Here is a 13,701-nt window from a genome sequence, read left to right as displayed (position 1 = left end):
TTTAAAGGCCCAACCGCATCTGCGGCAGCGCGATGTGGCCGTTATACCCAATCATGCTCAGAAAGGAGAGTGTCCCGAAATTTAGCGGTCATGGGGGAGAGGGCTTCATTCTTCCTCCACACCAGACTGATGTCCCGTGTCAAAGGGAAGTCTACATCCAGGGAGATGGGAACCACATTGCTGGTGTTGGCGCCGGAGTGGACAGGGATAATGGCGATCCCCTCGCCCATAGCAACCATACTCAAAACCCCGTAGTCGTTGTACGCCTCTGCGGTAATGTTGGGCTCAAAGCCAAAACGGCCGCACAGATCCGCCAAGAGCTTATTGGTTCCCAGCTTGCTGCGGACCCAGACAATAAAATGCTCGTCCCGAAGTTCTCCCACCGGGATATTCTGCCGCCCCGCCAGACGGTGTCCCTTTCCGACAATGAGCTCCACCGGCTCCTGAAACAAGGTGTGCTTTTCCAGACAGGAAAACTCGCCCTCGGGAGTAAAATCGCTGCATACGCCCAGCTCAAACCGCCCCTGCATAACGTCCTTCAGAACGGCAGAGGTGTATTTATACTCCATCCGAAAGCGGCAATCGGGGTATAGACGGCGAAAAGCCAAAATTTTATCCGGCAGATAGATGGCATAGAGAGAGTAGAGCGCGGAGACAAAGATGGTGTTGCGCTCAATTTCGATCTCCCGGCGAACTGCTGCGATGCCTTGATCGATCTCGTTCAGAGAGCGGTTGATATACTCGTAAAACAGGCTGCCGGTGCGGGTGAGCTCCACATTTCGTCCGTTTTTTTGAAAGAGCGCGGTCCCCAGCTCGCTTTCCAGGTTATGAATGGCCTTGGACAAAGCGGGCTGGCTGATATAGAGGGCGTCGGCAGCCCGCGTGTAGTGCTGGAGCTCCGCCACGGTTTTAAAATAAATTAAAGCCTGGTAGTTCATTTCAGACATGCCCCCCTCTAAAAACTGCATCAAAGAAAGCGGTGAAACTGCACAAAAAATAGAGGTAAAATTCTAACTGCATTTCCAGAAGTGATGAATTGATATATAAAAGGTGTTGGACGCACAGAAAGAGCACTGCTATACTGTAATGCAGTAAGACGGCGAGACAAAATTCCAAAAAATACGACAACTCTTAGCTTTTAGGATAGCACGGGGAAGTCAAAAAAGCAAACAGAAAGCACCGCACCCGGAATTTTCCTTGCCGAAGAGGGACTTGAAGATGAAAGGGGAAAAACAACGTGAACAAGAACTTGAAACGAGTGCTGACCGGTGCGCTCTCCCTGGCGATGACACTTTCTCTTGCCGCCTGCGGCGGAGGGCAAAACGCCTCTGCTCCCAGCGCTGCTGCCGGAGGCGACAGCAGCCCCGGCAGTTCCGCCTCGGGGGAAAGCATCAACATCCGAATCGCCTCATCCTCCCCCACCGTGGAGTTTGAGGGAGAGGGCACCACATCCCTGGGCATTTCCACCAATTATTTTGTCAACGAGATCTCGAAGCGGACCGACGGGCGGATCACAGCTCAGGTTTTCCCGGACGGCCAGATCGCATCTTCCACGCAGGAATACATCGGGGGCCTGCAAAACGGAGCTTTTGACATGGGTATCCTGAACTGCGGCTCCTGGGCCGACTACACGCCTGCTTTTGCCGGCCTGAATATGCCCTACCTGTACCGGGACTATGACGAGGCCTATGCGGTGCTGGACTCTGAGGTGGGCCAGAGCTGGAAGGAAAAGGCCGAGGCAGACACCGGATGCATCATTCTGGGCTACTTCGACATCGGCTTCCGTCAGCTCACCTGCAATAACGAGGTCCACACCCCCGACGATCTGAAGGGCGTTAAGATCCGCACCATGCCGGACCCCATCCAGATGGCCTGCTGGGAAGCTCTCGGCTGCGCCGTGACCCCGGTGGCGTATTCTGAGCTTTATACCGCCCTGCAGCAGAAGATGGTGGACGCCCAGGAGAATCCCCCCAGCAACATCGTCTCTTCCAAGGTGTATGAGCTTCAAAACTACATGGTCATTACAAACCACAACTTTACCGCCACCATCCCCGCCGCCAGCCCCATTTTCTGGAACAAGCTGTCTGCCGATGACCAGCAGCTTATCCGGGATATCATGATTGAAGCCCAGAACAAGGGCCGGGAAAAGACCGCTGAGCTGGCCGAAGGCTTTATCAAGACCGTGGAGGATGATGCCGGGACCCAGATCATCCGTCTGACCAACGACGAGCTGAAACTGTTCCAGGACAAAGCCAAGACTGTGTGGCCTATGGTGGAGAAGCAGATGGGCGCCGATTCCTACAACGCCATGATCTCTTTTGTGGAGGACTACGAGGCCAGTCACAAATAACCACCCCCGCTTATTCTTTTGCTAAAAGACCCGCCCGTCTGCGGGCGGGCCTTTTGCGCACTTTTTAAGGAGGTTTTTTCCGTGAAGGATGGGAAATTTGACCTTAAGACCTTTCTCAACAATATAGAGCTCTATATTGGAACCGTCTGTTTTTTTATCCTGACTGTAATGCTGATGCTTCAGGTAGTCAGCCGGTATGTCCTGAAACATTCCTTCACCTGGATGGAGGAGTTTGCCACGATCATGTTTGTCTGGATGATTTACCTGGGAATCTCCGCCGCCGTCACCCAACGCAAACATCTGCGGATCGACTTTGTGCTCAATCTGGTCCCGTTTAAAGCAAAGCGGGCAATGCTCATTTTCTCCAACGTGGTTTTTGCCGTATTCAACGTGTATGTCACCTATGTCATGACGGATGTGATCCGCCTGCTGGGCGCCAGTAAAACCACTATGCTCCAGCTGCCGCAATCCCTGGTCTATTCTGTGATCCCTCTGTCGCTCATTCTCTCCTGTATCCGGCTGGTGCAGGATACAGCCAGAATGATGAAAGAAAACAAAGAGAATCTGGGAGCCTCGAAGCCCTCCATGGATTTGGACGCCTGTGAGCGGATCTATCAAGAAAAACTGGCCGCAAAAGCGAAAGGAGCGAGTAAATAATGGCAACCGGTATTATGTTTTTGGTCATGTTCGGGCTGATGTTCCTGGGCGTGCCCATTGCGGTGGCGATCTTTCTGGCTCTGGTCGTTCTGATCGGCATGAACCCAGTCACCACGGCCAACTTTCTGGCACAGACCCTCTATTCCGGCGTAGCCAGTTTCACCATGCTGGCCCTGCCCTTCTTTATGGTGGCAGGCACCATTATGGAGACCGGCGGCCTGTCCAAACGACTGGTTGCCGCGGCCAAATCCATGATTGGCGGCATTACCGGCTCCCTGGGCATGGTGACCATCATCTCCTGTATGTTCTTCGGCGCAGTCTCCGGCTCCGCTCCCGCCACAGTGGCCGCCATTGGCGCCATCATGATCCCCATGATGGTCCAGGATGGCTATAACAAATACTACGCCACGGGCCTGACCTGCTGTGCCGGCGGTCTGGGCGTCATCGTCCCTCCCAGTTACCCAATGGTTCTCTATGGCGTGACCTGTAACCAATCGGTGGGTGATCTGTTCATGGCCGGCCTGGGTCCTGCACTGGTGGTGGGCGGCATCCTGATGGCAATCAACTACGTCTACTGCAAAAAACACGGTCTGAAAGGCGACAACAAGTTCGACCTGAAAACCATGGGCAAAAGCTTCTGGGATGCAAAATGGGCCCTTGTTATGCCCGTGATCATTCTGGGCGGAATTTACGGTGGTTACTTTACCGCCACTGAGGCTGCCGTCGTAGCCGCCGTCTACGGCATCATCGTAGGTCTGTTCGTCTACAAGGAGCTCAAGTTTGTCAAGCTGTGGGAGATTTTCCGAGACAACACCGCCTTTATTGCCGGCACCATGTTCGTCATGGCTCCCGCCAAGGCCACCGGTCAGGTGTTCGCCTACCTGAACATCACCAAGATTATTTCCGACTTCCTGTTCAGCATTTCCACCAACTACTACGTGATCCTCTTCCTGATCTTTATCATTCTCTTTATCGTTGGCATGTTTGTCCAGACCACTCCCGCCATCGTCATTCTGGCCCCCACGCTTCTGGCCGTCGTCCAACAGGTGGGCGTAGATCCCATCCATTTTGGCATTATCATGACCCTGGCGTTGGCCATCGCCTTTGTCACACCGCCGGTGGCCCTCAACCTGTTTGTCGGCTCGTCCATGACGGGCATCAGTATCGACAAGATCACAAAAGCGGCTTGGCCCTTCCTCATTGGCCTGATCATCGCATTCTTTGTGGTGGCCTACTGTCCGCCCATCGCCCTGGCGATTTTGGGCTGCGGATAAGAAAGAAGTAAAAAGGAGCAGCAAATATGAAAATCACCAAAGTAGATATTCTCCATCTGAAAACCAATCTGAAGAACGGCCACTGGCGCCCCATTGTCTGCCGGATTTACACCGACGAGGGGATCTACGGCGACGGTGAGGCCGCCCTGGCCTACGGAGAAGCACAGAGTGCCGCCTTTGGCATCGTTCAGAACTTTGCCAAGCTCATCATCGGCATGAACCCCCTGGATCATGAGATCGTCTGGGACAAGCTCTACCGTTCCACCTTCTGGGGACAGAACGGCGGCCCGGTGATCTTCGCCGGCATCTCGGCCATTGACATCGCGCTGTGGGATATCAAGGGCAAGTATTACAACGCCCCTGTCTATCAGCTGCTGGGCGGCAAGCGCCGGGAGACGCTGCGCACCTATGCCAGCCAGCTCCAGTTCAGCTGGGGTCCCGACGTCATCCCCCAGCGCAACCCGGAGGACTACGCCCGGGAAGCCAAGAAGGCCGTGGCCGATGGCTACGACGCCATCAAGATCGATTTCTTCACCTTCAAACCGGACACCGGCAATTTCGGCGACACCGACCGCATTGGCCTGCTCAGCCCCGGCTATCTGCGCATGTATGAGGCCAGGGTAAAGGCGGTCCGTGAGGCCATTGGTCCCGATGTGGACATCATCATCGAAAACCACTCCTTCACCGACGCCCAGTCCTCCGCCCAGCTGGGCAACCTGGTGAAGAAGTACAACATCTTTTACTTTGAAGAGCCCACCACCCCTACACCCCAGCTGTCCAAGTTCGTCCACGACGAGACCGGCCTGCCCATCGCCAACGGTGAGCGCATCTATACCCGCTGGCAGTACATCGAGTATTTCAAAGAAAATGCCATCCAGATCATCCAACCCGATGTGGGCACCTGCGGCGGCATTACCGAAATCAAAAAGATCTGCGACATGGCCTATACCTTCGACGTGGGCGTCCAGGTCCACGCCTGTGGCAGCCCCATCTCCACCGCAGCGGCGCTCCACCTGGAGTGCGCCATCCCCAACTTTGTCATCCACGAGCACCATACTTACGCCCTGAGCCCTTACAACCGGGAGTTGTGTATCCACGACTACCAGCCGGTGAACGGAAAATTCTCCGTCCCCGACCTGCCCGGTCTGGGACAGGAGCTGTCCGAGGTGGCCTTCCGCAACTGCGACAAAGTCACCATCCAGTAAGAGAGCGGATAAAAGTCTGCTGTCGCCCATCTGATAAAAGGAGGAAATTCATATGAAGATTACCAAAGTGGACGTCTATGTTCTGGACGCCGGAGAGCAGCGGGGCGCGCGCTATCCCATCTGCTGCCGCGTTCATACGGACGAGGGGATCTACGGGGACGGCGAGGCCGGCGTGGCCTACGGCACAGGCTACACCGCCGCCTACGGCATGGTCATCGACATGGCCCGGCATATCATCGGCATGGACCCCATGAACACCGAGCTCATCTGGGAGACCATCCTGAAGGGCACCTTCTGGGGCCAGGGCGGCGGCGTAGTGGTCTTTTCCGGCATGTCCGCACTGGATATCGCCCTCATGGACATCAAGGGCAAAAAGCTTGGAGTACCCATCTACCAGCTGCTGGGCGGCAAGTGCCGGGACGAGCTGCGCTGCTACGCCAGCCAGCTCCAGTTCGGCTGGACCACCAAGATCGGTCCCTGGGGCGCCACCCGGGAATATGTGGATATCGTCCGCCACGCGGTGGGCGAGGGCTACGACGCCGTCAAGATCGACTTCACCACCTATGACAAGGACGGCAAAAAAGTCCCACACCTGGCCAAGGAGGGCTTCCCGGACCGCAAGCTCTATCATCAGGTAGAGGATCGCATGGCGGCCATCCGGGAGGAGTTCCCGGAGGTGGACATCATCGTGGAGAACCACTGTCAGACCGACCTCACTTCCGCCATCAAGATTGGGGAGCTCTGCGACAAGTACGACATGATGGCCTATGAGGAGCCGGTCTCCATGCTCAATCCTGAAATGATGAAGGAACTGCGTCAGCGCGTGCGGACCCCCCTGGCCGCGGGCGAGCGCATTTACTCCCGCTGGGGCTACTACAATTTCTTCAAGGACAACTCCATCCAGCTCATTCAGCCTGACGCCTGCAACTGCGGCGGCATCACCGAATTGAAGAAGATCGCCGATATGGCCCACGTCTTTGACGCCCGAGTTCAGGTCCATGTGGCCGGCGCCGTCATCACCAACGCCGCGTCCATCCAGCTGGAGGCCGCCATCCCCAACTTCGGCATCCATGAGCATCACTTCCGCACCACCCAGGAGTGCATCAACAAGCTGGGCAAGTACGAGATGCAGCCTGTCAACGGCAAGTACATCGTCCCCGATCGTCCTGGTCTGGGCCAGGAACTGTCGGACTTCGCCATCAAGACCGCTCTGATGCACGAAGAAGTGAACCAGTATTCTCCCGCCGCACAGTAAGTTTCGGGAACTATCCGCATTTCTCCCGCTGGACAGCAGATCGGCCGCCGTTTGGGGGCCGACCTGCTGTCCATAAAAGTGGGCGTTCAAACAAGGGAGGCCCCTATGAAAGAAATACAGATTCCCTATGGTCATACAACCCTTCCGCTGCATCTGGAAGAGGCGAGAACTGCCGCAGTCCTCACCGCAAAAATGCACGCATACGTCCCGGAGAAAAGTGAACCGGAGCTCATCCGGGAGGCGCTGGAACACCCCATCGGGAGCATGCGCCTGTGCGATCTGGCCAGAGGAAAGCAAAACGTTGTTCTGGTGACCAGCGACCACACCCGGGCAGTGCCCAGCAGGCTCACGCTCCCGCTCCTCCTGGCTGAGATCCGCGCCGGGAATCCCACCGCCCACATCACCATTCTCATCGCCACCGGCCTGCACAGGCCCACCACGGAGGAAGAGCAGCGCAGGATGTTTGGCGATGAGATTGTGGACCGGGAAAACATTACGGTGAACAATGCCTTTCTGCCGGCGGATTTCGTGGATCTCGGCGCTCTGCCTTCCGGCGCAAATTTCTGGGTCAACCGGCTGGCCGTGGAATGTGACCTTTTGGTAACAGAAGGCTTCATCGAGCCGCATTTCTTCGCCGGATTCTCCGGGGGGTGCAAAAGCATCCTGCCGGGCATTTGCGCAGAAAAGACGGTCAATGCCAATCACTCCTTCCAGGCCATCGCCAGCCCCTGGGCCAAGACCGGTATTTTGGAGCACAATCCCATCCATGAGGATATGGCCGCCGCAGCCCGGCGGGTCAATGTGCAGTTTATTTTAAACGTGGCGCTGGGGCAGCATAAAAATGTGGTGGCCGCCTTTGCCGGAGACCTGGAGGCCGCCCACGCCGCCGGGGTGGATTTCATTCGCGCCCAATCCCAGTGTCCCGCTGTCCAGGGGGACATTGTGATCACCTCCAACGGAGGCTATCCCCTGGATCAAAACCTCTACCAGTCCCCCAAAGCGGTTGCCACCGCCAAGGCCTGCTGTGCGGAGGGCGGCGTCATCATTATGTGCTGCTCCTGCATGGACGGCATGGGAGGCGCCAATTTCGAAAGGCTGATCACTCTGGGGACACCCGAGGAGATCGAGGCCTATCTGGCAAAGATTCCCCCCGAACAGACCATTCCCGAGCAGTGGTGCCCGCAGGTTTATGCCCGCATCTTAAAAAAGCACAAAGTGATTTTGGTGACCACCTATTTGGACCACGATCTGGTGCGAAGGGCAAATATGATTCCCGCCTCCAGCCCAGATGAGGCGCTGGCCATCGCCGATCAGATGAAAGGCAGGGCCGCCAAAGTGGTGGTCATCCCGGACGGCGTGTCTGTTCTGGCCGTCTCACAGAGGGGAGCACACATATGAATGAGACAAAAATTGCATTAAAAGTCAATGAAAAAGACAATGTAGCCACCATTTTTGCCAATGGAGTAGTCAGCGGTTCCCAGGTAAAGATTCGAGATCAGGCCGGCCGTCAGGAAACCGTTTCAGCCTATGAGGCCGTGCCCTATGGGCATAAAATTGCCGTTCGGGAGATCAAGCCGGGCGAGCGCATCATCAAATATGGTGAGGAGATCGGTGTGGCGACCCAAAACATCCGACGGGGAGACTATGTTCACATCCACAACCTGGACAGCATGCGCGGCCGTGGGGATTGGGAAAAAGGAGAAAAATAAATGGGCTACGAATTTATGGGTTATGTCCGCCCTGACGGGCAGGTGGGCGCCCGCAATCATGTTGCGGTCATTCCCTGCGTCACCTGCGCCGGGGGCAGCCCACCCAAGGAAACTTGGAGGGCGGCCTTTCCTCCATCGAGGAAAAAAGCCTGGGTGCCATTGTCAAAAGCGGCACCCGGCCCATCCAGGGTGTGCTGGAGTATCCAGAGGCCATCGGAAACCGGAAGGGTCTTTGGATCAAAGACACTCCGGGACGGGAGCCTGAGATCCTCACTGGAATGGCGGCCACCGGCGCACAGTTTATGATGTTTTCCACCGGCCGTGGCGCACCTCAGGGCTTCCCCACATGCCTGTCCTGAAAGTTTGCGGCAATCCAAACACCTATGAGCGGATGCGGCACGACATGGATCTCAACGCCGGGCGCATCATCACGGGGGAAAAGAGCATTCAAGAAGTGGGCGAGGAGGCATTTTCCGCCGCCCTCGAAATTCTCTCCGGAAGGCAGACCCGGAATGAGACGCTGGGCTACCACAGTTCCATCGACATCTACACGCTGGGCCCGGTCATTTAGGGGGGGCAGCCCCCCAAAAAAAGGCAGCCCGGAGCCGTGGATTCCGGCTGCCGGGATTGGGAAGGGATGGGGATCGCTACGGAGAATGTGCTGACGCTGCTCTCTGTTCTGGGCAAAATGATGCTCCTGATCGCGGTTGGTTTCGGTGCGGCCTGGATAGGGATTCTGAGGGAACAGGGGCGCAAGTGCGTCACAGACCTGGTCATCGACTTAATTTATCCCTGTTATATCCTAAACAGCTATCTGAAAAATATTGGCCTGTTTCAGGGGGGAACCATGTTTCTCACTCTGGGGGTCTCCGGGGCATTTTCTCTGCTCCTGCTGCTGGCCAGCCGCTTTCTGTTCCCGCGGGTCCCGCCGAACCGGCGGTGTGTGCTCCAATATGCGAGCGTGGTGTCCAACTCTGCGTTTCTCGGTCTTCCTATCGCAGAAAATATCTTTGGAAGCCAGGGCCTGCTGTGTGCGTCCATCTTCTCCATTCCCCTGCGGATCAACACCTTTGGAATCGCTATCCACTATTACACAGCGCAGACAGAGGCAGACGGAACGCTCAGGGCCCTGGTGACGCAGCCGTCCATTCTGGCCACCGTGGCGGGTATCCTGGCAGTCCTGATCGGAAGGCATCCGCCGGCGTCGTGCGAGGCGGCGCTGGCCTCCATAGGGGCCTGCTCCACGCCGCTGTCCATGATGGTGATCGGGGCGGTGATCTACGCCAACCGAAAGGAACTGCGTCTGCGCCTCCTGACGATGCAATTCTGCCTTCTGCGGCTGATCCTGATCCCCGCCGTGGTCTACCTGACCCTCCGCTGGCTGGAAATTGACCGGGTCTTGCTCGGAACAGCCGTCTTAATGGCAGCTATGCCCGCAGGGACAACGGGGGCGCTTTTGGCGGAGAAATACGGGGCGGATACCAGCTATGCGGGGGAAGTCCTTCTGATCTCCACCCTTGCGTCCATTGTGACTTTGCCTATATGGTGCTGCTTATGCATCTTCATATGATTGAATCGGCGGGAGAGCGCTGACAATGCGGAACTGCGGACAGCGTGGCGGCAGTGTCCCATTCCATGACAGAAACAGCCGCTGTGGATGGGGAAATGCAATAAATGCAAGCGGTTAAAAACCAAAAACAAAATTTCCGCCCAAACGCGGATTGCAATTCGGTTTGATGCGGCAGGGTTCAGGAGGAAACATGGAAGTATTATTTTTGGCCATCATTTTTTTAATTATTGTGGCGATCCTTTGGTTAAGAAAACCTCTTTATCTGGCTTTGGCCGCCGGGATCCTGGCCGCAATTCTGCTGTTCCGGATCAGCCCGCTTGAAGCGGTAATGGTGATTGGAAAACAGACGATTGCCCGGGAAACCATCGATTTGCTGCTGAGCTTTTACGCGATCATGTTCCTGCAGCTGATGCTGGAGAAAAAGGGGCGTCTGGCCAATGCCCAAGACGCGTTCAACGGGCTTCTGCGCAACCGCAGGCTCAATACCATCGTCTCGCCCGCGATTATGGGGCTGCTTCCTTCTGCCGCTGTGATGACGATCTGCTCGGATATGGTGAACAGCACCTGCGACAAGTACCTGGATGTGAAGTCAAAGACATTTGTGGCCTGCTATTATCGCCACATCCCGGAGATGTTTTTGCCGACCTTTCCTGTGATCCTGCTGGCGATGACGCTGAGTGGGAAAAGTATCGGCGCATTTATTCTCGCGATGATTCCGCTGGTCCTGCTGGCCTGTACCGTGGTCTACTTTACCTACCTGATCAAGCTGCCCAAGGAGATGCCTCCGCTGGATGGCACCGTCAATGGGAGACAAGAGATCCTGAAACTGATCAGGAATTTGTGGACGCTCATTTTAGTGCTTGTCATTATTGTGGCCGGCAATCTGTCCGCGTGCATTGCGGGCCCCATCGTGATCGTCATAAACTACTTTGTGGACCATTTCACGCCGAAGGATCTGCCGGAAATGCTGGTGAAGTCTGCGGAGCCGGTACTGCTGGGCAACATGTATCTCATCATGCTGTTTAAGGGTGTGCTGGCCGATACCGGCGTGCTGACAAAGCTGCCCGGGTTCTTCACCAAATTTCCAATTCCGCTGGCGCTGTCCTTTGCGCTGCTGTTCTTTTTCGGCACAGTGATCAGCGGCTCACAGACGATGGTGGCCCTGTGCATGCCGATGGTCATGTCCGCGTTTCCGGATGCCGGTATGCCGATGCTGGTCATGCTGATGGGGATCGCGTGGGCGGCGATGGAGATCTCCCCCACCCATGTGTGCGCGTTTGTGGCGGCAGATTATTTTCATACTACGCTGGGTGACATTATTGCAAAAGCGCTGCCCTCCGTCGTGATTTTCTCCGTTCTCTGCTACGGCTATGGGGAGCTGCTGATGCGGCTGCTTTAGCGCGCGTTGACACAGAGAGCGCGGTGTCGTCCGCGCTATCATGGGATCCCCGGGAGCTTTGAAACGGAACCTCCTTTCTGATTGTGAAATAAAATCGGAGGGATTGGATGCGGCGGGGATTGGCAGCGAAAGCCCTCCTCATTGCCAAAGGGAGTGCCAAACAAGCAATGTGCGCCGGAATCCAAAGTCGTGGTAGTTGAGACGATGCGCAAAGAGAGGCTGAACTGCTGCGAAGCGGCACGGCAGTCTGAAGTGCCGTCAGACACAAGAATTGTATCGGGGAAACGAATCTGCCTGACGGAAGGCTTTCAGATGGAGGACCGTGGGCGCGGCAACAGAGGGCGGACGGCAAAACTTCAAGTCCGGCATCCTTCTGGAAGCAGCTTATCTTGCGTACGCAACCGATTACCACTGTGAGAACGAAGGCTGTTGCGGTTGCCGCCGTATCATGGGGGAGCCGCGTCTCCGCGGGATGCAGCGGCTGATGAAGGAATAGGGGCTGTTTGCCGGGATATGGATGAAAAGCGCCGTTTCTGCAGGGGCACAGCGGGCAGGATCGCACCGAATCTGCTGGAACAGAACTTTGAGGCTGCAAAGCCAAATCAGAAGTGGGGCACCGACGTCACAGAATTCGGCCTGTTTGGAAGAAGCCCTACTTGCCTCTGATCCCTGGATTGCAACGCAGAGATATTGTCAGTCCGTTGAATCAGTACTTCATCTCTTTCAAGCAGGAACACCCGTGGGCAGACCGCCCACGGGTGTTCCTGCTTTTCCGGTTTACACGTTAAACCGGAAGAGGACAATGTCCCCGTCCTTCATCACGTATTCCTTGCCCTCCGAGCGCACCAGGCCCTTCTCCTTGGCGGCGGACATGGAGCCGCACTTTTTCAGATCCTCAAAGGCGATGACCTCGGCCCGGATAAAGCCCCGCTCAAAATCGGAGTGGATCTTCCCGGCGGCCTGGGGGGCCTTGGTGCCGTCTGTGATGGTCCAGGCGCGGCATTCATCCTCTCCCCCGGTAAGATAGGAGATCAGGCCCAGCAGCGTGTAGCTGGCCTTGATGAGGCGGTCCAGGCCGGACTCGGGAATGCCCAGATCCTCCAGAAAGGCCGCCTTGTCCTCGGCGGGCAGCTCAGCGATCTCGGCCTCCAGCTTGGCGCAGACCGGGATGACCTGAGCCCCTTCCTTCTCAGCCAGTTCCGCCACCTGGTTGTAGTAGGCCACGTTTTGATAGTCGGCAAAGCCGTCCTCATCCAGGTTGGCGGCGTAGATGATGGGCTTCAGAGACAGAAGCTCCGCCGTGGCCAGAAGGGCCTGGTCGTCCTCGTCGCCGCAGTCAAAGCTGCGGGCAGAGTTGCCCTCGTTGAGCCAGTCCCGCAGGCGGGTGAAGAGCTCGGCTTCGTGGAGGAACTTCTTGTCACCCTTGGCGGCGCTCTCCGCCTTTTTGATGCGCCGCTCCACCATCTCCACATCGGACATGATGAGCTCGATGTCGATGATGCCGATGTCCCGCAGAGGGTCGGTGGAGCCCTCCACATGGATGACGTTCTCGTCGTCAAAACAGCGGACCACATGGACGATGGCGCTGCACTCCCGGATGTTGGCCAGAAATTTGTTGCCCAGACCCTCACCCTTGGACGCGCCCTTCACCAGACCCGCGATATCCACAAACTCAATGACTGCGGGTGTGGTCTTTTTGGGCTGATAAAACTCGCTGAGCCAGTCCAGACGGCTGTCCGGCACCGCCACGACGCCCACATTGGGGTCGATGGTGCAGAAGGGATAGTTGGCGCTCTCCGCGCCGGCGTTGGTGATGGCGTTGAACAGGGTCGATTTGCCCACATTGGGCAGACCCACGATTCCGAGTTTCATAGCTCTCTACATCTCCTTATTTTTCAGGGGGCCTTCATTTAGCACACGGTTTATTCAAAAAAGATATGTGTTATCCGAATTGCTTTTGCGGAATGCCCTGCCCGCCGACGGATGACTGCGGCCATGACCGGTTGGGCAAATCAAACTCATGATATTTTACCACACCGCCTGTTGTTTCTCAAGTGGAGCCATTCAGATCATCAACTTTTTGCGGACAAACGCAGAAATTCTTCAGGACTTCAAAACCAGCCCCTGTCCACAGCAAAAGCCGGCCCAATCAAAAAGCCGCCTGACTCCGACAAAAGAGGAGCTCAGACGGCTCACCGTTCAGGGCGTGCTTTTTACACGCGGGCAGCGGCTTTGCAGAAAACAGACGGCAGACGGCGAGGGCAGGCCCCCGGGATTGACGC

13 protein-coding genes and 2 pseudogenes are annotated in these 13,701 nt (G+C 56.4%); 13 read left to right on the top strand and 2 right to left on the bottom strand.

Annotation, left to right across the window (positions count from 1 at the left end; genetic code table 11):
• Window positions 1-41 precede the first annotated feature (41 nt).
• Window positions 42-938, bottom strand: a complete 897-nt coding sequence (locus ACQRD3_RS10675) for a LysR family transcriptional regulator (RefSeq protein WP_158082897.1) — start codon at window positions 936-938, stop codon at window positions 42-44.
• A gap of 299 nt (window positions 939-1,237) precedes the next feature.
• Between ACQRD3_RS10675 and ACQRD3_RS10670 the strand changes: the two genes are divergently transcribed.
• From ACQRD3_RS10670 to ACQRD3_RS10615, 12 genes and pseudogenes are all read left to right on the top strand, one after another.
• Window positions 1,238-2,350, top strand: coding sequence for a TRAP transporter substrate-binding protein (locus tag ACQRD3_RS10670; protein WP_427781375.1), 1,113 nt, complete (start codon window positions 1,238-1,240; stop codon window positions 2,348-2,350).
• Window positions 2,351-2,431: 81 nt separating this feature from the next.
• The gene (locus tag ACQRD3_RS10665; RefSeq protein WP_427781374.1) at window positions 2,432-3,007 is read left to right on the top strand and encodes a TRAP transporter small permease; all 576 of its coding nucleotides are present in this window, start codon (window positions 2,432-2,434) and stop codon (window positions 3,005-3,007) included.
• Window positions 3,007-4,281, top strand: a complete 1,275-nt coding sequence (locus ACQRD3_RS10660; RefSeq protein WP_427781373.1) for a TRAP transporter large permease — start codon at window positions 3,007-3,009, stop codon at window positions 4,279-4,281. Before ACQRD3_RS10665 ends, ACQRD3_RS10660 begins: the two co-directional genes overlap by 1 nt.
• Window positions 4,282-4,307: 26 nt before the next feature.
• Window positions 4,308-5,486 carry a mandelate racemase/muconate lactonizing enzyme family protein gene (locus ACQRD3_RS10655; protein ID WP_427781372.1) on the top strand — a complete coding sequence of 393 codons (1,179 nt, stop codon included), beginning with the start codon at window positions 4,308-4,310 and terminating at the stop codon, window positions 5,484-5,486.
• A gap of 52 nt (window positions 5,487-5,538) precedes the next feature.
• The gene (locus ACQRD3_RS10650) at window positions 5,539-6,741 is read left to right on the top strand and encodes a mandelate racemase/muconate lactonizing enzyme family protein (protein WP_427781371.1); all 1,203 of its coding nucleotides are present in this window, start codon (window positions 5,539-5,541) and stop codon (window positions 6,739-6,741) included.
• A gap of 105 nt (window positions 6,742-6,846) precedes the next feature.
• On the top strand, window positions 6,847-8,139 hold the full coding sequence (larA, locus tag ACQRD3_RS10645; RefSeq protein WP_427781370.1) for a nickel-dependent lactate racemase: 1,293 nt from the start codon (window positions 6,847-6,849) through the stop codon (window positions 8,137-8,139).
• Window positions 8,136-8,450: a UxaA family hydrolase gene (locus ACQRD3_RS10640; protein WP_080906336.1), complete on the top strand. Its 315-nt coding sequence runs from the start codon at window positions 8,136-8,138 to the stop codon at window positions 8,448-8,450. The genes larA and ACQRD3_RS10640 overlap by 4 nt, the downstream gene beginning before the upstream one ends.
• Window positions 8,451-8,510, top strand: a pseudogene (locus tag ACQRD3_RS10635) (hypothetical protein); the annotation flags it as partial.
• 53 nt (window positions 8,511-8,563) lie between these two features.
• Window positions 8,564-9,021: pseudogene (locus tag ACQRD3_RS10630) on the top strand (hypothetical protein).
• 36 nt (window positions 9,022-9,057) lie between these two features.
• Complete coding sequence (locus tag ACQRD3_RS10625; RefSeq protein WP_427781369.1) at window positions 9,058-10,020, top strand: AEC family transporter; 963 nt, start codon at window positions 9,058-9,060, stop codon at window positions 10,018-10,020.
• A 190-nt stretch (window positions 10,021-10,210) separates the two neighbouring features.
• Entirely contained in the window at window positions 10,211-11,419 is a 1,209-nt protein-coding gene (locus ACQRD3_RS10620) for a DUF401 family protein (RefSeq protein WP_427781368.1), read from the top strand.
• A 513-nt stretch (window positions 11,420-11,932) separates the two neighbouring features.
• On the top strand, window positions 11,933-12,085 hold the full coding sequence (locus ACQRD3_RS10615) for a hypothetical protein (protein WP_198933184.1): 153 nt from the start codon (window positions 11,933-11,935) through the stop codon (window positions 12,083-12,085).
• A 111-nt stretch (window positions 12,086-12,196) separates the two neighbouring features.
• On the opposite strand, the gene ychF is transcribed toward ACQRD3_RS10615, so the two are convergent.
• Window positions 12,197-13,291 carry a redox-regulated ATPase YchF gene (gene ychF / locus ACQRD3_RS10610; protein WP_080906339.1) on the bottom strand — a complete coding sequence of 365 codons (1,095 nt, stop codon included), beginning with the start codon at window positions 13,289-13,291 and terminating at the stop codon, window positions 12,197-12,199.
• Between the two features lie 123 nt (window positions 13,292-13,414).
• Between ychF and ACQRD3_RS10605 the strand changes: the two genes are divergently transcribed.
• Window positions 13,415-13,701: hypothetical protein (locus ACQRD3_RS10605; RefSeq protein WP_427781367.1), on the top strand; the 287-nt coding region annotated here is incomplete at its 3' end.

This window comes from Candidatus Pseudoscillospira sp. SGI.172, from assembly GCF_050313575.1.
Classification (GTDB): domain Bacteria; phylum Bacillota; class Clostridia; order Oscillospirales; family Oscillospiraceae; genus Vermiculatibacterium.
Note: the sequence above shows the minus strand (reverse complement) of the source record. Positions and strands in the feature narration are given on the sequence as shown.